Source organism: Paenibacillus sp. cl6col, assembly GCF_900102125.1.
Lineage (GTDB): Bacteria > Bacillota > Bacilli > Paenibacillales > Paenibacillaceae > Paenibacillus_B > Paenibacillus_B suaedae.
The window spans coordinates 367,341-385,395 of sequence record NZ_FNAZ01000007.1; the positions used below are offsets into that span (position 1 = coordinate 367,341).

Below are 18,055 nucleotides of genomic sequence, written 5' to 3' on the forward strand. Positions count from 1 at the left end.
CCCCCGCTTTCGACAATGTCCAACCTGACCACTACTACATAACAAAAAAACGTTCAGGAGTTCCCCCTGAACGTATCATCGACTAAGTATACGGAATGAGCAAACAAGCGGATTTCTTCCGCTCTGGGCAGAATGATCAGGCTCCCATCAAGCCCCGACATCTGTCGGCGACGTGAAAAAGCGAGAACAGTCTTGCCTGTTCGTCATTCCCGTAGTCCAAAAATTTACGGTTCTTGGGTAGAAACTTCCGGCCATATTCCCGGAATTATACGAGAAACAATATTCGTTTATCCATCTTGTGCCTACAGTTTAACAAGGCTTAACATAGCGTGTCAACAATAAAATGCGAATAATAAATAATAAATAATAGTTAATGTTCGTTTATTGGCGATTTTCACATTGTTAGCATCATTAAATATTCAGAATCCTTGATTAATTCCGACCTATGATTGGATTTATGATTAATTTAATGATTAGTTCAATGATTCAATTGATAATTCAATTTATAATTCGTATATCATTCAACTAAAAAGGCCAACAGCAGGATACACTCCTACTGTTGGCTTCTCTCTCGTATACTTATTATACTTTGCTTTCATAATGCTATCATTCACTGATGCTTACACTATATGCTTTCACCTATGTTTTCATATGCTAACAATGATACTCACTCACATTGATACGTTCACATTCAACTTCACTTTTCGCCTTACTTTTCCTATTTCGAGATCAACATGATCATATACCTCTTGCTTGCCTACTTGCCTCTACAAGATCATGTACGACCAGCAGGCCAATGCATCATTTAATGACCAATACCGGGATCTTTGCATGCTGCACAACATGATGGCTGACACTGCCAAGCACGAATTCCTTCAACCCGCTCAAGCCGCGGCTTCCGATAATAACAAGATCCGCATTGAACTCATCTGCCTCATCAATAATTGCTTGACCAGGAGGGCCTTGCTGAAGGACAACCGTCGCTCGTTCGCCAAGCGCTGCAACCTTGCCCTCTGCTTCCTGCTGTAAACGCTCTGCGTATTCGTACAGCTCCTCGTTTGTCTCCGCTGAAGCAGTAGCATAAGCCGTACCAACAAAATATTGCGGGAACTGAAATACATGCACGACGCGTACTTGAGACTGCTCGCTTGCTTCCGCGAGTCCTACCGCGTGCTGTAAAGCCTTGCGGGACGGTTCCGATCCATCATATGCGACAAGAATGCGTTGAAATTTCATAACTCCCACCACACTTCCCCATAATTTACTAGTGCTGTGCTTATTATTTAACCAAACCGCAGCAAAATAAAACCAAACACAAAAATATTCACCAGCAATATAAACGGCACGCCTGCTGTAAAGGTAACATGCTGTGTCTTATGGCGCTTGTTATACATCGCTGTCAACACGCCCAGCGCACCGCCAAGCCAAGCTGACAAGAACAGCTTCCGCTCTGGAATACGGCGGCGATGCCTCTGTGCCCGCTGCTTATCCACAACCATCATTTGATATCCAACTACATTTATGATGAGCAAATAAATGAATACGATCCAAGTCCAATCTTTCATCCTATGTAACAGCCCCTTTCTCTCCCTATTATACAATGAGGCTATTCCAAAAGTATCGTGATTGGTCGCATTCACCGGCTCAGATTCCATACTCAGACGTTCTTTTTACCCGGGTACAGGCAACATTCGCGGATCCTAATGTGCTTCTGCTTCATTCACGCAACATAACCGTTCACGATACCGTTAATGAGTACGAAGGAGTTGAGGCTGCCATATGCAAAAGCTACTTGCCATTTTCACTATCTCATGCATGATGCTTATACTGACAGCTTGCTGCACGAGTGAACAAACGGAGACGAGCGCAAGCTGGCCCTACAACAATATGATCATCTTCCACGGGAATCGATATGTTGGCAGTGATGATCAGGTTCAACAGATCGATAAGCTGTTGGGAGAAATCCAATCATCCTCAAATCGGGAGGAAGACTCAAGTCGAGATAGCTTCTCTAACACTTACCCCGTAGGAACAAAGCTGTATAAAATAAAAGAAATTAATGAAGAAACAGCAATCGCTGTTGAGGTGAAGAAGAACCTCTTTATTAAGGCTGGTAGGAAAGAGAATTAAATACCTTTCAAATCCTCTTTGCTAACGAGCGCCTTGCTTTTCTGATTCTGGTACATCTCCATCTTTCCATCCTGGAGCGTCTGGTTCGTTACCTTCATGAAAATCGAGGTATCCTCATTCACGACGCGATAGGTACCGTCCTCATTTTGCTTCAAGAACAGAATGGATTGATCTCCTTGCTTCAATGGAGTTGTATCGTCTGAGACGACAATGGCTTCCTGATCGCGTCCACCAAGTTGAAGTACATTGATCGTACTATTTTTGAGAGATGCGTTCCCTTTGAGTACCTCCGATACTTGGAACTCAGATACAGTTCGGTACGTTTCAGGCGCACCGCTGCCTGATTTGCGAACCCCATTCTCCTTCACAACCTGTCCTTCTACGATTGCGTCAACAGCGTTGGCGAGTGCTGTATAGTTTCTGTACCCATATGCCCAACTAGCGTCAATATGCACAACGGGAGTCGATGGATTCGCTTGCGATAAAGCGATCGTCCCGTATTTCTTCTTAACCGTGTCCTTATCAGCAGATGTTGGGGATGTATTGGTTCTAGCAAGCGATCCATCAGACCAGAAGGTAAAAGATTTCATAACCGACGGTTCGCTGTCATTATGTGCAAGGCCCAATGCATGCCCTAATTCATGTGTGGCAACTCCCTCCGTAATAGAAGGGGAATATCGACTTTGGGTTGTGTAGTATTCGTTTACCCAAGCACGCGTTTTGGAGGCAATCCCATTCGAATATGTAGTGTAGCAAATTCCATCCCAATCATTATCTTTCGTTGGCGATACTTTCTGATTTCCTGCCCGAAAATCATATTTCGTGCCTGTCCCCATTGTAACATTGCCTGTCCCGCTCCACCGACTTGCTCCTGTATTCCAAATTCCTTTATAGAAGGTATTGGAACCATCATTGTAGAACTGGATAGAGCTTGAGCTGAACTTCCACGGATTTTCAGGAGTCGCTGCCTGGGCAGTTCCCATAAGTGCAAAGACAAGAACCATAGACATAGCCGTACTTAGTAATTTCTTTTTCAACCCTTATTCCTCCCTGTTCATTTTTATACATCATCTTATTTTCCTGTAAAAAATTTCATAGGCGCCGATTCATATATATGTCTCATTCCTGAGAAAATTGCTTTTGCACGAAAATTAATCACGTCATTCAGCGCTTTATCCATGAGTACAGTCAAAAAAAGGCACACCTGCCGCAGCTCATCCGAGCTTGATCAAGTGTGCCTTTTCTTTATTTTCCTTTATTGTGGATAACGACACCAATCGGTGCCTTCAGCGCTGCTTGGCGCTCTGCCTCTGTCATCCAGCCTAAATCCTTCATACGCTTCAATACAACATGCTGACGCTGGAGAGCCAGCTTCATATTCTTTGCTGGGGAATAGCGCTCAGGTGCCTTAAGCAATCCAACGAGAATCGCTGCTTCTGCCTTGTTAACCGTAGGAAGATCGCCATTGACTCGTGTCGTCTTGCCGAAATAATAGCGTGCTGCATTCTCGATGCCATATTGTCCATGTCCGAAATATACTTTATTCAGGTACATTTCCAAAATCTCTTGCTTGCTAAAATTCCACTCCAGATTGGCCGCTATCGCCATCTCCTTCATTTTGCGGGAAAATGTCTTATCATGCGTTAAGAACAAGTTGCGCGCCAGCTGCATCGTAATCGTACTGCCGCCCTGTGCCTTCTGCTGCTTCGTCACATTTATCCAGACTGACCGCGCCAGCCCGATCGGATCAATGCCGGGATGAAGCTTGAAGCGATGATCCTCAATGGCCATCAGTTCCTGCGGTATAAAGGAAGCCATATGCTCCAGTTGAACCATATGCTGTCCCTTGGCTGTATTCGCTTCTTGTGCAATCTGCTCACGGAACGTCATGAGCTTGCCTTGATCAATCCAGGCCGTCCCTGTTGCCGCCATCCCTACCCACCCAATAATCGGGGTAAGAATTGCAATGATCAAGCTATATATGACCCAACGCTTCCACTTCATTCGGTGTGGCATATGGGCAGGTTGTGCTATCGTTTCCGTTTGTTCATGTATCATAGTTGTTTCTTTCTTCGTAGGACGATGAGGCTCATCTTGGGCCGCACTCGGTACCTTGCGATGTGCTATTGTTTCTTGAGCAGGCAGAGGCATAAATACCGATGCTTGAACCAGATGACCTTTTCTTTGTTTTTTCATTCGTAACCGCCTCCCCTTCTTATATGTAAGAGCTATTATTCATTTTGAAACATAACCCTTACCTACAGTGTATACGTTGACCTCATGCCATGACATCGAATTGACTTGCAGCCAGCTTACAATGATGAAAGAAAAGGTGAAAGTAAAGCAGAAAACAACTTTTCTATGAAATAGAAGACGAGTGAGTCACAAAAAATGTTGTTGGTATATTTTCCTTGTTGCAAATCATGTCGAAAGTATGCTAAATTAAGATTCTGTTGAGCAATCAATATGGCGGTCGTGGCGAAGTGGTTAACGCATCGGATTGTGGCTCCGACACTCGAGGGTTCGATTCCCTTCGATCGCCCCATATCATTTTGCCGATGTGGTGGAATTGGCAGACACGCCGCACTCAAAATGCGGTGCCGAGAGGCTTGCCGGTTCGAGTCCGGCCATCGGTATACGACAAAAAGAGTTATCAAATTGCGTTAAGCAATTCGATAACTCTTTTTTTATGCCATTTGGATTTCTCTCTTCCTCGGAAGAGAGTTATTGATCGATCCACTTCATTTTTCCAGCATCATTCTAAGTCCAGAGAACATATAAACTACGTTTTTATCGGCATCCAATGCAACTGACATTTTTGTCTCTTTATTTTGAACGAAGCAGAAATCACGGGCTGATTGATCCCATTTTACTTCAAGTCCCTGAATGTCCATATTGAACAATTTTTTGGCAATCGGCGCGACTATTTCTTTCACTTCTTTTTCTGTTACTGCCGTGCCTGCTTGTTTTCGCGCAACGTCATATACATACTCTGTCTTTCCTGTTTTTGCTTCGACCGCCAGAGTAATATGATCACCTTTGAACTTCCACATATCACCTTTGGCGCCAGCATAATAACCAAGCTCTGCTTTCTTCACCTCAAATTCCTGATCGAGAGCTGTTTTCACTGCATCCGCTGCCGTTTTGAGTAATTTCGGTTCTAGCTCGTTCTTGTCTACTTGAATAACGGCTGCTCCAATATAATTTTTATTCTTCGATTGCCCAGGTGGATATTTCATCCAAGAAATCATGAAGTCTTTTCCCTCTAATATATAAAAGGTTTGTGAAACCTTTCCTTTGTCATAGCTTTGAGTGATTTGAACCTCTTTATGAAATGCATAGGCTTTCTTGGCGTACATCCCTTTCAACTTGTTCAGCAGTTCCTTTTGATCATCCTTGCTCACTTTATCAAGCGTTTGAATCCCCTTAATATTGATCAGTTCTCCTGTACTTGGCTTAAAATCTACTTTGTATAATTCGTCTGCCGAAGGAACCGTTGCCAGATCAAATGGATGTTTAAAGGCCTTCTCGAACTTCAACTTTATCTCTTTCCCTGCAAATTGATTCACGGCCTTTTGCAGATTGGCAGCAACCTTTTTATCAACTTGAATACTGCTGCCCGATGCTTGTTCTTGCTTTTTGCCTCCTGCTGCTTCGGCTCCTGCAAAGGTCGGGCCCGCAAGTGTAACGAACATACTGGATACGAGCATCGTTGCTAAAATTGCTTTTTTTAGATTCATATTATCTTCTCCTTTGTATTAAGGTTTAATCTCTTTCTAAATCCTCCAGAAGCATTCTCACTCCAGAAAACATATAAACTACGTTTTTATCGGCATCCAATGCAACGGTCATTTTCGTATCTTTCTTTTGATTGAAGATGAAATCTCCTGCAGAGCCGTCCCATTTTACTTCAAGCCCCTGAATGTCCAAATTGAACAACTTCTTTGCAATTGGCGCGACTATTTCTTTCACTTCTTTTTCCGTAATCTCTTTGTTCGTCATCAATTGTTTTCGCGAAATATCATAAATATATTCGGTTTCCCCTGTCTTTGCGTCCAAAGACAGCGTAATATTACCACCTTTAAGCTTCCATGTACTTTTTTTATTCGTACCTCCAACCCAAGCCTTCGTCACATCAAAATTATGGCCTAAAGCCGTTTTTACTGCCTCAGCTGCCTTTTCCAGGAGCTTTGGATCAAGCTCGCTCTTGGCAACTTCGATTTGGGCTCCAACATGAATCTTTGTCGGCCATCCCGGATAATTTTTCATTAGTATGGCAGAGAATCCTTTCCCGTTTAACGCATACATGCTAAAAGGTGTCTTTGCTTCTACATCGTTAAGATCGACATGAACTTCTTTATCAAATGAATAGTCTTTCTTTGGGTATAATCCTTTTAACACTTTAAGGACTTCGCTCAGATCCTCCTTACTGATTTTATCGATGCTTTGATAGCCTCTAACCGTAATAATTTCTCCAGTTTTTTCCTTGAAGTTCACACTATATTTTCCATCTACCGACTTAACCTGCACCAGATCGCTGATAGGTTGGGAAGCGTCCTGCAAATTCAGCTTAATTTCTTTGCCCGCAAATTGTTTTACTGCCTTCTCCAGCTTGGCAGCCAGCTTCTGATCGATTTGAATCGTCTTACTATTCGATTGCTGCTGTTCGTACTGTTGCGCTGTCCCGGCACCCGCAGGAATCGGCCCTGCCAAGGTAACCAACATACTGGATACGAGCAAGGATGCTAGAGCTGCTTTCTTCAAATTCATACTAAACCCCTCCTATGTTTCACCCTACTTTTGAAGTTTTTGAACGTTTTTTATCAGTAAAATGGTGATCACCTACAATGTATAACAATTTCACTCCTCTCATTTGTGACATCATCTCTACTATTCTGAATGAAAATGGTTTCAAATAAAAAAATCCACCGACGCAAAGAAGCCAGTGGATTATTCGATACGGAGTCAAAATATAATGAATATGGTTCGTTTGCAGACGCTTATTGGGGTTTCACTTCCAAATCCGCTGCATACCTAATGATCCCAGGAGCAGCAGCTCTTCCGACTCGAATGTACACGACCTTTTTATTTGCATCCAATGCCGCTCTTACATTCATGCCATTTTTCTTGGTGAAAGCAAAATCCCTTTCTGTTCCATCCCATTTCACGCTATATCCATTCATGTCGATATTAAATACTTTCTTCACTATTGGGGCGACCGCTTCTCTCGCCTCTTTTTCGGAAATGCCTTTATTTTCGCGTACTTGTTTTCCAAGCTCATTGTAGATACTATTGATTTTCCCTGTATTGGGATCTGCATAAATCGTAACTTTGCCATCATGGAACACCCATGTTATATTGGGTTTATTCTTTGAGATAATTGGCGATAAATCGACGCGAAGCTGAGCAGTCGTCATTTCAAACTTATTTGTAGAAATAGTTTGAGCAGCATCAACAACTGTTTTCAGCAGTTTCGGATCAAGCTCTTTCTTATCAAAGTCAATCGTGATATGACCGATATGTTCTGGTATGCCATCTAATTTGTGTAAGGAAGCGGAGAAATCCTTTCCTTTCAATTCGTACGTCTTCTCCTCTCTAACCTCTGCTTTTGACGTTTTTGAGAGTTTCTCATCCGTAAATTGGTGAATCACCTCAACTTCATTATCAAATGCATACTTCTTCTTTGGATATATCGCTTTCAACCACTTTAATACGTCTTCCTGTTCCTGCTTGCTGATTTGGTCAATAGTAGCGGTTTTGCCGCTTACCGTCCAGATAACCCCTGTATCATAATCAAATTGTAATGAATATTTACCATCTACAGATCGCACTTCTGTTATTTTAGATGCATTCTTATTATTGAAATCGAGCTTACCTACCTTTTGCAATTGCACGTCTTCTCCGGCAAATAATTTTACCGCTTGATTCAGCTTTTCCGTCCACTTCGGATCTATTTGAATTGTCCAGCGATCCAATTGCTGCTCTTGCGCAGCCCCTGCTCCTGCAGGAATTGGATCTGCCACGGCAACCAACATACTGGATACAAGCATTGATGCTAGAATTGCTTTTTTGATATTCATTTTATTTCCCCCTATGTATGATTGTATGGATATTTATCTCTCAAATTACGCTATGCAATTCAATAACTCTTTCATATTCAAACCTTCCCTATTCAGAACCCACTTAATGCTCTGACACCTGATGTTAAGAACACTATGTTCTTATTGGCGTCCAGTGCTACTCTCAATACGGGTTGTTTGTCTTTAATGAAGTAGTAATTTTTAAAGGTGCTGTCCCACTTCACTTCTAAATCCGCAATGTCCATATTGAATAATTCCTTAGCAAGCGGAGCAACCGCTTCTTTGGCATCCTTTTCCGTAATCCCCTTGTTGGTCGTTACCGTTTTACGTGTTTTATGAAATACGTTAGTGACCTTTCCCTCCTCCATTTCAAGCGATATGTCCTTATCTTCAAGTGTCCATGTAAAGCGTCTTAGGTCAGCGGATGTAACTTCCAAATCATGATTGAATACTGTTTTTATTGCTCCGATTGCCGTTTCCAACAACTTCGGGTCGAGCTCTTCCTTGGTGAAGTTTATTGTAAACGCACTAACTGCATCTTTCGGCATTTTAGCAGTATTCTCTTTGAAGAAATATACCTCAAAGTCCTTCCCTGTCAGCTTATACGACAAACTTACACCTAGCTTTTCTTTATCACCATCATACCCTCGCTGCATAATCACTTCTTTAGCATAGACATATGTTTTATTGGCATATGCCCCTTTCAACACTTTCAGGACTTTCGCCTGATCCTCTTTACTAATTTTATCAATTGTGACCTTTTCTTCAATCTGCCATATCCGACCATTTCCAACATTAAAGCAGATAGCGTATTTTCCGTCTACGGATTCAACCTTTGCACCATCATGAGAGGATTCTATCTTCTCGCCGACACTCTTCAGCTTAATCTCTTTCCCTGCATATTGTTTGATTGCTTTTTGCAGCTTGGCGGCCAGCTTCTGATCGATTTGAACCTTCTTGTTATCTGTTTGCTTTTGCTCTTGTGCAGCCGCGGCGCCTGTTGGAATCGGGCCTGCCACAGTAACCAACATACTGGCTACGATCATAGATGCTAGAATTGCTTTTTTTAGATTCATAGTAATCCTCCTATGTATTAATACATGAGTACTCTCTTCATGCCAACATTGAACAATTAGATTCAACTTAATTCGCTTATTGCTCCTACTTGGTTTCCCGCAATCGGTCTATTATTTCTTGCCCCTTGATTTGAAGCTCGGCAACCGCATTGTCCAGCGATTTCTCTTGGTTAATTAAGGATTTCAGCGCATCCGACAATAACGAATCGAATTCAGCTTGGAACCCTGGTGGAATACTTTTTTTATCTGACACACTGCTAGCTTCCATTGGCTTCAGGAGGTAAAAAGCCTCCGTGTCCCGCCCCCTAAAATCCTTGAAATAGTCTGATCGCGTAGGCAGCGTATCGTTCATTGCCTTCCCAGCAACTTGCGCCATTTCCGGCCCGTTCACGAATTTGACGAACTCCCAAGCTGCCCGCTTGTTCGGAGAATCCGCAGATATGGCATAGATCTCTGACAATTTCACGTAAGCCGATTCATCGGGCTTAGCAGGATTAACAGGCGCGGCCGCGATGCCCCAGTCGATCTCCGGTGTCTTTGAGTAGTAGGGAATATCCCGTAAAAAGGACGCAAACCATGGCGCTTGGATCGTCATGGCCGCTTGACCCATGTAGAATAACTCGTTTGATCGGCTGTACTGTTTCAAGTAGTCTCTATGTTTCTCAAAGTCAGTATCATCGTATCCATCAAGTACTTCTCCTTCCTCCATTGGTGGAGGAGCATAGGCTGCATGATTGCGGACGGCATCCGCCGTCATCTTCATTGCTTCCTTCCAACCATCCGAATCGATCAACAGCTTGCCTGACTTCGCATCAACGAGCTTAAGTGCCGATGCAGCGGCGATATCATACATCAAACTTGCCGGCCCTCTCGTTTGATACAATCCAAAAACTTGCTTCTTTCCTGATTCGACGCTCGAAAATCTCGCTGCCAGATCAATAAGCTCCTTCCACGTCATTTTCCCGTTTGGCGGCTCGATTTGATGCTTCTTGAACAAGTTGCGATTATAATAGATGACATTCGTTTCGAAGGAAGGAGTGAGCCCGTACAGCTTCCCATTCCCTTTTGCACGCAGCCTGTCGATAAGACCAGGCATGAATCCGTCCAAATTGTATTGATCCTGGCTGATGGCCGGCTCTATATCATACAACCTTCCTTCTTGAGCGAAGGCCTCAAACATGCTTTCATTCAAAAACAGCACATCCGGCTTAACTTTATCGAGCAGCTTTTTCTTTTCCTCAGTCAAATTGAATGCCTCGTTTTTTTCGGCTTCGTCAAACAATTCTGCTTCACTGATAACCTCAATATCGATGTCGGGGTTCATCATCTTAAAGAAGTTCCCATAGTCACTATAAAACCGATCTTCATCTTGATAGACAACCCTGATCTTCCCTTTACCGTCTTTTAATGGCGCTAGCTCTGACCGTTCTCCGAAGCAGCCGCTTAAGAGAGACATGATCGTCAGCAGCATAATTACGGTCTTCCCACTCTTTAACACGTTTCTACACTCCCTATTTCCCTTTATCCTTGTTTGCAGATTCTCGCACTTTTAAGAGCAGTTCCTGCGCTTTTACCTCCAACGCGGCAGCTGCTTCATCAACTGACTTCTCGTTCGCAACTACGGCCAACAGCTCCTCACGAAGCGGTTTATAAAATAATCTGAGGAACTCGAATGGAAGACTTTCATAAAGGCTGCTCTCCTGCCTGATCTTCGGTATATAAAATGCATCCGTACTCCTGCCCTTTATATCCTTCATATAACCGTTACGTGAAGGAAGCTTACCTTCCAATGTCCTCGAACGGGCCTGCGCCATCTCCGGGCCATTCACAAATTTGACGAATTCCCAAGCCGCCCGCTTGTTGACTGAGTCGGCCGCAATTGCGTAGATGGGAGAAAAGGTAATGGATGAAGAATCCATTGCAGGATCTACCGGAGCCGTAACTACATTCCAATCTTGCTTGGTCAATACAAGCTCCCTAGTTTTGTGAGCGCTGCCTATCCCCATAGCAACTTGATCTCTAAGTTCTTGTGTGTAAATTTGGCCTTCAGGATGCAAAAATAAAGATTTGCTGCGTACAGCATCCGTTACCTGCTTGATGGCTTTTTTCCAGCCATCTGAGTTCAGAAGCACCTTCTCTCCCTTCGGGTCGAGCAGCTTCAATCCGGAGGAATCGGCAATTTTGTACAAAGTGGATCCTATATCCCCATGCCATTCATAGAACCCGTACACCTTATTGTCTCCGCTTCCGATATTGGCAAATCTCGCTGACAAATCAAACATTTCCTTCCAGGTCATATTGTTCTTCGGCGGTTCGATTTGATGCTCCTTGAACAACGCTGCGTTATAGTACAAAACTTCCCTATCCACATAAGGAGCAAGCCCATATAGCTTGCCGTTGCCTAAGCTTTTAATTTTGTCGATCAGCCCTGGCAAAAAGCCCTTCATATCATAGTCGTCCTGCCGGATCATTTCTTCCAATTCGTATAACCTGCCAGCTTCAGCAAATGATTGAAACGTTTTCGCATCACCCAGCTTTATTACGTCTGCACCGGAGTTCTCCAACAGCTTTTTTATTTCCGTATCCCAATCCTCTGCACGAATCGTTTTCCCTAGATTTTGAAGCACCTGAGTCTCGGGGATAACCTCGACCTCAATCTGCGGATATTTCATATGAAAATACTTCCCGTAGTCGTGGTAAAAGGCTTCCTCATCCTGATAGATCACCTTGATTTTGCTTGCTTGCAAGGGCTCCAACACTTCCTTCTTGCCAAAGCAGCCGCTCATTAAGGAAACGATAGTTAGCAGCAAGATCACAATTTTCCATCTATTATGCATAGTTCTAGCTCCCTTTTTATTCAAGCACAGTTTGCAATTGACCCTAACATCTAATTCCCCACCATTAACCCTGGGCCATTTGATACGATATACACGGGTTTCTTATCAGCATCTAACGCTGCTTTCAATACCGCTTTTTTGTCTTTAATGAAGTAATAATCTTTAAATTTGTTATCCCACTTCGCTTCCAATCCCGAAATATCGATATTGAATAATTCCTTGGCAAGCGGAGCGACCACTTCCTTTGCATCTTTTTCCGTAATCTCTTGGTTGGTCGTTACCTTTTTTCTTTTTTTATGAGATACATTCAAGACCTTTCCTTCTTTTTTGTCTAGCTCAAGCGATACATCGTTATCCTTAAGTAATAACATTTGAACCTTATCCCCATTAGAATGAAGTTGGGCATCTGTTATTTCAAAATCATGATCAAATGCCGTTTTTATCGTTGTTGCTGCCATTTCCAATGATTTCGGATCAAGCTCCTCCTTGGCAAGCTTTATTGCAACTTTACTCACAAATTCGGCCTCACCCCATACTTCCCACTTTGCTTCAAAGTCCTTCCCTGTCAACTGATACGAAAAATAATCATCCTTTAGTTTTTCTTTTTTTCCATCATAAAGGCGATGCAGAACTACTTCTTTATCAAGAACGTATGTTTTCTTCTCGTATGCTCCTTTCAGCGCTTTCAGGATCTTCTCCTGAGCCGCTGTACTGATTTTATCGAGTGGAATCGTTCCGTCCAACGACCATATTTCACCTTTTTTAAAATTAAAGTAGACAACATACTTTCCATCTACCGATGTAACCTTCGCCTCTGAATCATTTATAGATTCGGCAGCCTCCTGCAACTTTATCTCTTTCCCCGCAAATTGCTTTACTGCTTTTTGCAACTTGGCGGCCAGCTTCTGGTCGATCTGAACCTTCTTATTATCCGTTTGCTTCTGCTGCTCTTGCGCAGCCTCGGCTCCAACAGGAATTGGCGCCGCCACGGCAACTAACATACTCGATACGATCATAGACGCTAGAATTGCTTTTTTCATGTTCATTTTATTTCCTCCTTTAATGGAACACTTGATAGCTATAATGCTAATGAATGGAATAGAACTTAACCACGAAACTTTATATGAATAAAAATTAAGAGAACATTAATGTTTGGACAGAAGTAACGGAGCATATTAAAAAAAGCACCCTTTCGGATGCTTCAAATGGATGATTTTCACTTACCTTTTTGCATTATTCTTCATCTAGTCTGCTTGCAACAGGGTCTTCCCCTCCAAAAAGTGCATTTGCCCCGGATTTAAGGTACACTACCTTTTTATTGGCATCTAATGCCACTCTTACTCTGGTTTCTTGATCTTTAACGAAGCAGTAGTCTTGATATAAGCTATCCCACTTTACTTCGTATCCCGTAATATCGATACTGAATAATTCCTTGGCGAGCGGAGCGGCCACCTCTTTTGCCTCTTTTGCCGTAATCGTCTGGCTCGTCGTCACCTTTTTGCGCGTATTATGGAATAAGTTAGTTGCCTTCCCGCTCTGTTCATCTACGTAAAGAGTAGAGCTGCCGTCCTTTAATTCCCATGCGTTTTTTTTAGTATTACTAACAAGATAAGCCTCTGTTATGTTAAATTGATGATCTAACGCCGTTTTCACCGATTCCTCCGCCGTTGTCAACAGCTTCGCTTCAAGCTCTTCCTTAGCAAATTCGATCCGGGCTTGATTAATATAATCTTTTAGATCCGGATCATTTTTAACGAGTGATGCATTAAAATCTTTCCCCTTCAAATAGTAAGTAGAATTTTGGCTGAACTGTTCCTTTTTATCTTCATAGTAACGTTCCAGGAGCACTTCTTTATCAAAAGCATATGTTTTCCCCGAATACATTTTTTTCAACAATTTCAGAACATCGTCCTGATCCTTTTTGCTGATTTTGTCGATCGTTGTTTTTCCGGTCAACGTCCATACTTGTCCTGTTTTATGATCAAAAAATAGTTGATAGACCCCGTCTACGGATTGAACCCTCGCCATCGTGTCAGTCGAACGAACTAGTTCGCCAACATTTTGCAGCTTGACATCTTTGCCGGCAAATTTTTGTACAGCCTTTTGCAGCTTGGCAGCAACCTTTTTATCAATTTGAACACTGCTGCTTGATGCTTGCTCTTGTTTCTTTCCTCCTGCTGCTTCGGCTCCTACAAAAGTCGGGCCCGCCAGCGTAACCAACAAACTGGATACGATCATGGATGCTACAACTGCTTTTTTCAAATTCATACTAAACCCTCCAATGTTTCATATTCTCATGGTGTACCACTGGTATATTCACCTACAATATATAACAATATCAATTCGCTCATTTGTGACATCATCTCTACTATTCTTTCCATAGAAGTGTGCTTTGCAGCGGGCTGTTCCGATATTCCGGTTTTAACTTTTGTCTTGCCTCATCAGCAGTCTTATAAATATATCCTTTCTGGGCAGGAGATGCTTTCGAAGCACTTATATATTGTCTCCTATGCGAATATCCAAATGTAAAAGAGTTATCAAATTGCGCCATGCAATTCAATAACTCTTTAATGTCCAAACTCGCCCTATTCAGAATCCGTATAATGCTCCGACACCAGCTATTATGGACACTACGTTCTTATTAGCGTCCAGTGCTGCCCTCAGAACCGGTTTTTTGTCTTTGAAGAAGTAGTAATTTTCATATTCGCTGACCCACTTCACTTCCAATTGCGCAATATCCATATTGAATAATTCCTTGGCAAGCGGTGCAACCACGTCTTTAGCCTCTTTTTCCGTAATTTCTTTATTAGTCGTTACCGCTTTACGCGTTTTATGAGATACCTTAGTGAGTTCTCCCCTCTCCATCTCGACCAATACATCTTTATCCTCAAGCATCCATCCAATGCCGTTAGTTAGCTGAGCGTTTGTAACCATCAAATCATGATTGAATGCCGTTTTTGTCGCTTTTACTGCCGTTTCCAGGAGCTTCGGATCGAGCTCTTCCTTGGTAAACTGTATCTTAAAACCACCAACAGTACCTTTTAGCTCTTTAGCGGAATTTTCCTTTGCAAAGGAAACATCAAAATCTTTCCCTGTCAACGTATACGACAAATTCGCACCTAGTTTTTCTTTTTCGCCATCATAGCCTCGCTGCATGATCACTTCTTTGTTAAAGGCATATGTTTTATTTGCATATGCTTTTTTTAACACTGTCAAGATTTTCTCCTGATCCTCTTTACTGATTTTATCGATTGTGACCTTTTCATCAATCTCCCATATTTTACCGTTATCAATGATAAAGCGGATAGCATATTTTCCGTCTACGGAATCAACCTTGGCACTTGGAGAGAATTCTATCTTCTCACCGAAATTCTTCAGCTTGATCTCTTTCCCTGCATATATTTTGATAGCTTTTTGCAGCTTGGCGGACAGCTTCTGGTCGATTTGAACCTTCTTATTATCCGCTTGCTTCTGCTCTTGCGCAGCCGCGGCCCCTGCAGGAATCGGGCCTGCCACGGCAACTAACATACTCGATACGATCATAGACGCTAGAATTGCTTTTTTTATATTCATAGTTAACCTCCTAGGTATTCCTTCTGTTTATTAAGCATCTAACGAAAATTAGAATTTATGTATTTCATTTGAGCCTGTATATTTAGTCCGATAACGTCTAATGCCCCCCCAATAATGCTGTGCCACCCGATATGAGGTACACCACGTTCTTATCGGCATCCAATGCTGCCCTCAATACCATTTCTTTGCCTTTAACGAAGCAATAATCTTTAAATAGGTTGTCCCACTTTACTTCTAATCCCGAAATGTCGATATTGAATAATTCCTTGGCAAGCGGAGCGACCACTGCCTTTGCATCTTTTGTCGTAATCTCTTGGTCGGTCATTACCTTTTTTCTTGTATGATGAAATACATTCAAGACCTTTCCCTTTTTTGCTTCCATCTCAAGTGATACATCATTATCCTTAAGTGACAACATATGATAGTTGTCTCCGTTAGAACTAAGAGACCCCTCTGTTACATTCAAATCATGATCGAAAGCCGCATTTATCGCCTTTGCTGCCGTTTCCAGCGACTTTGAATCGAGCTCTTCCTTGGCTAACTTTATCGAAAGACTGACATACTCTACTGGCGTCTCTCCCCGCTTATCCTTGGACAGAAGTGCTTCAAAATCTTTCCCTGTCAATTCATACGATAAATAATGATCTTGCAGTTTTCCTTTTTTATCGTCATAGCGCCTCTTCATGACCGCTTCTCTATCAAAGACGTATGTTTTCTTTGCGTATGCTCCTTTCAGCATTTTCAGGGCCTTTTCCTGATCCTGTTTGCTGATTGTATCAATTGGAATCGTTCCATTGATCTCCCATACTTCTCCTTTTTGATAATCGAAGTGGACTGCGTACTTTCCATCTGTCGATGTAACCTTTGCATTTGTAGCAAATGTAGTCTCGGCAGCCTCCTGTAACTTTATCTCTTTCCCTGCAAATTGCTTTACCGCTTTTTGCAGCTTGGCGGCCAGCTTCTGATCGATATGAACCTTCTTATTATCCGTTTGCTTATGCTCTTGCGCAGCCGCGGCCCCTGCAGGAATCGGGCCTGCCACGGCAACCAACATACTGGATACGATCATAGATGCTAGAATTGCTGTTTTAATGTTCATTTGTTCTATTTCCTCCTATGTTTCATTTTGAACCCTCTTTTTATGCTAACATTGAACATGTAATACTCAACTTAACATTCAATGAATAAGTTTTAAGAATAAAATCAGAAATGAAATGTGAACGACCAACTCCGTAATGCCAGTTTGCAAATGAAAACTGATACTGTTTGTTACATCTTCCTTCTCTGCTTCCATACAAAAAAAGAGTTATCAAATTGCACCAGGCATTCGATAACTTTTTTATTTCATCCATAACTATGAATATTTTCTTATTTTCCTTTTCTCGCTCAGCATCTAATTTCTCTTCCAATCCCTTCTGCATAGAATTGAGTACTTCCTCAACTGAATTTTTATGCTGTACGATTTCCTTCACCGCATTAGTCATTGCATAGCGGATAGGAAGAGACAAAACAGAAATGATGCTCTGCGCATTTAACCTCGACATCTCGGTGCATACATAGGGAATACGCTTACAATTAACTTCATTCCCATAAGCAAATAAAAGCATCAATATTAGGATTTCAAAACTTTTAATGGGTGAACATGAAGATGTATGGGAAAGAATTATGAACTTGGAGTGTATAAGGTGTGGATGGTTGTTAAATTACCTAAAGTGTAAGTGGCACTAATCTGGCCCTCACTGAATAAATATTTTACGATTCAATTATCTTTGAAACTTATCAACGTGTGGATAAGTGAATCATTGCTAGAATGTGTATAACTTCGTAATTTTGCGAAATATCGAATTATTATCGTGTAGTTATCCAACGTTATGAACACGTTTTCAACAGAAATTGTGGATGGGACGGCTTATATATGCGAGATTGTTCACTTTATAAAGTTATCCCTCTGTGCATATTTCTTCAATAACATACCTATTCATCGTTGTGGATAATCTGTGGACAACAAATAACCCACCAACTAAAATAGTTAGTGGGTTATTTCATTTGCTTGGCGACGTCCTACTCTCCCGGGACCCTGCGGTCCAAGTACCATCGGCGCTGGAGGGCTTAACGGTCGTGTTCGGGATGGATACGCGTGGAACCCCTCCGCCATCGCCACCAAACAGCATTGGCTAAAGCCAATATGAAATTCAAGGTTTGAACCTTGAAAACTGAATGCGAAAGTTAGTGCTAGATGTTCATCCGGGGCCCCCGGAAAGTATTCGGTGTTGCTGCAAAGCTTCACTTCACTTTTTGGGGTTTAATCTTTTAGGATAAGCCCTCGACCGATTAGTATTGGTCAGCTCCACACATTACT

At 42.2% G+C, this 18,055-nt stretch carries 16 protein-coding genes, 2 tRNA genes, 1 rRNA gene and 1 riboswitch; of the genes, 3 read left to right on the forward strand and 16 right to left on the reverse strand.

The window, feature by feature from the left end; all coding sequences use genetic code 11:
* Positions 1-192: 192 nt before the first annotated feature.
* A riboswitch (purine riboswitch) is annotated at positions 193-293 on the reverse strand.
* Between the two features lie 508 nt (positions 294-801).
* The gene (locus tag BLS15_RS19795; protein WP_028532349.1) at positions 802-1,236 is read right to left on the reverse strand and encodes a universal stress protein; all 435 of its coding nucleotides are present in this window, start codon (positions 1,234-1,236) and stop codon (positions 802-804) included.
* A 47-nt stretch (positions 1,237-1,283) separates the two neighbouring features.
* On the reverse strand, positions 1,284-1,565 hold the full coding sequence (locus BLS15_RS19800) for a DUF1294 domain-containing protein (RefSeq protein WP_021254994.1): 282 nt from the start codon (positions 1,563-1,565) through the stop codon (positions 1,284-1,286).
* A gap of 214 nt (positions 1,566-1,779) precedes the next feature.
* On the opposite strand from BLS15_RS19800, the gene BLS15_RS19805 reads away from it, so the two are divergent.
* Positions 1,780-2,130 carry a hypothetical protein gene (locus tag BLS15_RS19805; protein ID WP_051614071.1) on the forward strand — a complete coding sequence of 117 codons (351 nt, stop codon included), beginning with the start codon at positions 1,780-1,782 and terminating at the stop codon, positions 2,128-2,130.
* On the opposite strand, the gene BLS15_RS19810 is transcribed toward BLS15_RS19805, so the two are convergent.
* Positions 2,127-3,167, reverse strand: coding sequence for a matrixin family metalloprotease (locus tag BLS15_RS19810; protein ID WP_090513470.1), 1,041 nt, complete (start codon positions 3,165-3,167; stop codon positions 2,127-2,129). The two genes, BLS15_RS19805 and BLS15_RS19810, sit on opposite strands and share 4 nt — an antisense overlap.
* A 208-nt stretch (positions 3,168-3,375) precedes the next feature.
* Positions 3,376-4,326 carry a transglycosylase domain-containing protein gene (locus tag BLS15_RS19815; RefSeq protein ID WP_090513473.1) on the reverse strand — a complete coding sequence of 317 codons (951 nt, stop codon included), beginning with the start codon at positions 4,324-4,326 and terminating at the stop codon, positions 3,376-3,378.
* Between the two features lie 273 nt (positions 4,327-4,599).
* Here BLS15_RS19815 and BLS15_RS19820 point away from each other — a divergent pair.
* Together BLS15_RS19820 and BLS15_RS19825 are read left to right on the forward strand one after the other, a co-directional pair.
* Positions 4,600-4,675: transfer RNA gene (locus tag BLS15_RS19820), tRNA-His, on the forward strand.
* 9 nt (positions 4,676-4,684) lie between these two features.
* Positions 4,685-4,766 (forward strand) — tRNA-Leu (locus tag BLS15_RS19825).
* A 105-nt stretch (positions 4,767-4,871) separates the two neighbouring features.
* Here the strand turns inward: BLS15_RS19825 and BLS15_RS19830 are convergent.
* From BLS15_RS19830 to rrf, 12 genes are all read right to left on the reverse strand, one after another.
* Positions 4,872-5,870, reverse strand: coding sequence for a hypothetical protein (locus BLS15_RS19830; protein ID WP_090513475.1), 999 nt, complete (start codon positions 5,868-5,870; stop codon positions 4,872-4,874).
* Between the two features lie 25 nt (positions 5,871-5,895).
* The gene (locus tag BLS15_RS19835) at positions 5,896-6,900 is read right to left on the reverse strand and encodes a hypothetical protein (RefSeq protein ID WP_021254999.1); all 1,005 of its coding nucleotides are present in this window, start codon (positions 6,898-6,900) and stop codon (positions 5,896-5,898) included.
* Between the two features lie 230 nt (positions 6,901-7,130).
* Positions 7,131-8,210, reverse strand: a complete 1,080-nt coding sequence (locus tag BLS15_RS19840) for a hypothetical protein (RefSeq protein WP_090513479.1) — start codon at positions 8,208-8,210, stop codon at positions 7,131-7,133.
* A gap of 92 nt (positions 8,211-8,302) precedes the next feature.
* Positions 8,303-9,286 (reverse strand): hypothetical protein, encoded by a 984-nt coding sequence (locus tag BLS15_RS19845; protein WP_028532352.1) that lies wholly within the window; start codon positions 9,284-9,286, stop codon positions 8,303-8,305.
* An 85-nt stretch (positions 9,287-9,371) separates the two neighbouring features.
* Positions 9,372-10,784, reverse strand: coding sequence for an ABC transporter substrate-binding protein (locus tag BLS15_RS19850; protein WP_254777378.1), 1,413 nt, complete (start codon positions 10,782-10,784; stop codon positions 9,372-9,374).
* Between the two features lie 13 nt (positions 10,785-10,797).
* Positions 10,798-12,123 (reverse strand): ABC transporter substrate-binding protein, encoded by a 1,326-nt coding sequence (locus BLS15_RS19855; RefSeq protein WP_090513482.1) that lies wholly within the window; start codon positions 12,121-12,123, stop codon positions 10,798-10,800.
* A gap of 50 nt (positions 12,124-12,173) precedes the next feature.
* Entirely contained in the window at positions 12,174-13,169 is a 996-nt protein-coding gene (locus tag BLS15_RS19860; RefSeq protein WP_090513486.1) for a hypothetical protein, read from the reverse strand.
* Positions 13,170-13,356: 187 nt separating this feature from the next.
* Positions 13,357-14,391: a hypothetical protein gene (locus BLS15_RS19865; RefSeq protein WP_021255006.1), complete on the reverse strand. Its 1,035-nt coding sequence runs from the start codon at positions 14,389-14,391 to the stop codon at positions 13,357-13,359.
* 321 nt (positions 14,392-14,712) lie between these two features.
* Positions 14,713-15,696, reverse strand: coding sequence for a hypothetical protein (locus tag BLS15_RS19870; protein WP_090513489.1), 984 nt, complete (start codon positions 15,694-15,696; stop codon positions 14,713-14,715).
* Between the two features lie 97 nt (positions 15,697-15,793).
* Positions 15,794-16,795 (reverse strand): hypothetical protein, encoded by a 1,002-nt coding sequence (locus tag BLS15_RS19875; protein ID WP_021255009.1) that lies wholly within the window; start codon positions 16,793-16,795, stop codon positions 15,794-15,796.
* A gap of 40 nt (positions 16,796-16,835) precedes the next feature.
* Positions 16,836-17,117: a hypothetical protein gene (locus tag BLS15_RS19880; RefSeq protein ID WP_021255010.1), complete on the reverse strand. Its 282-nt coding sequence runs from the start codon at positions 17,115-17,117 to the stop codon at positions 16,836-16,838.
* Between the two features lie 627 nt (positions 17,118-17,744).
* A 5S ribosomal RNA gene (gene rrf, locus BLS15_RS19885) occupies positions 17,745-17,861 on the reverse strand.
* Positions 17,862-18,055 lie beyond the last annotated feature (194 nt).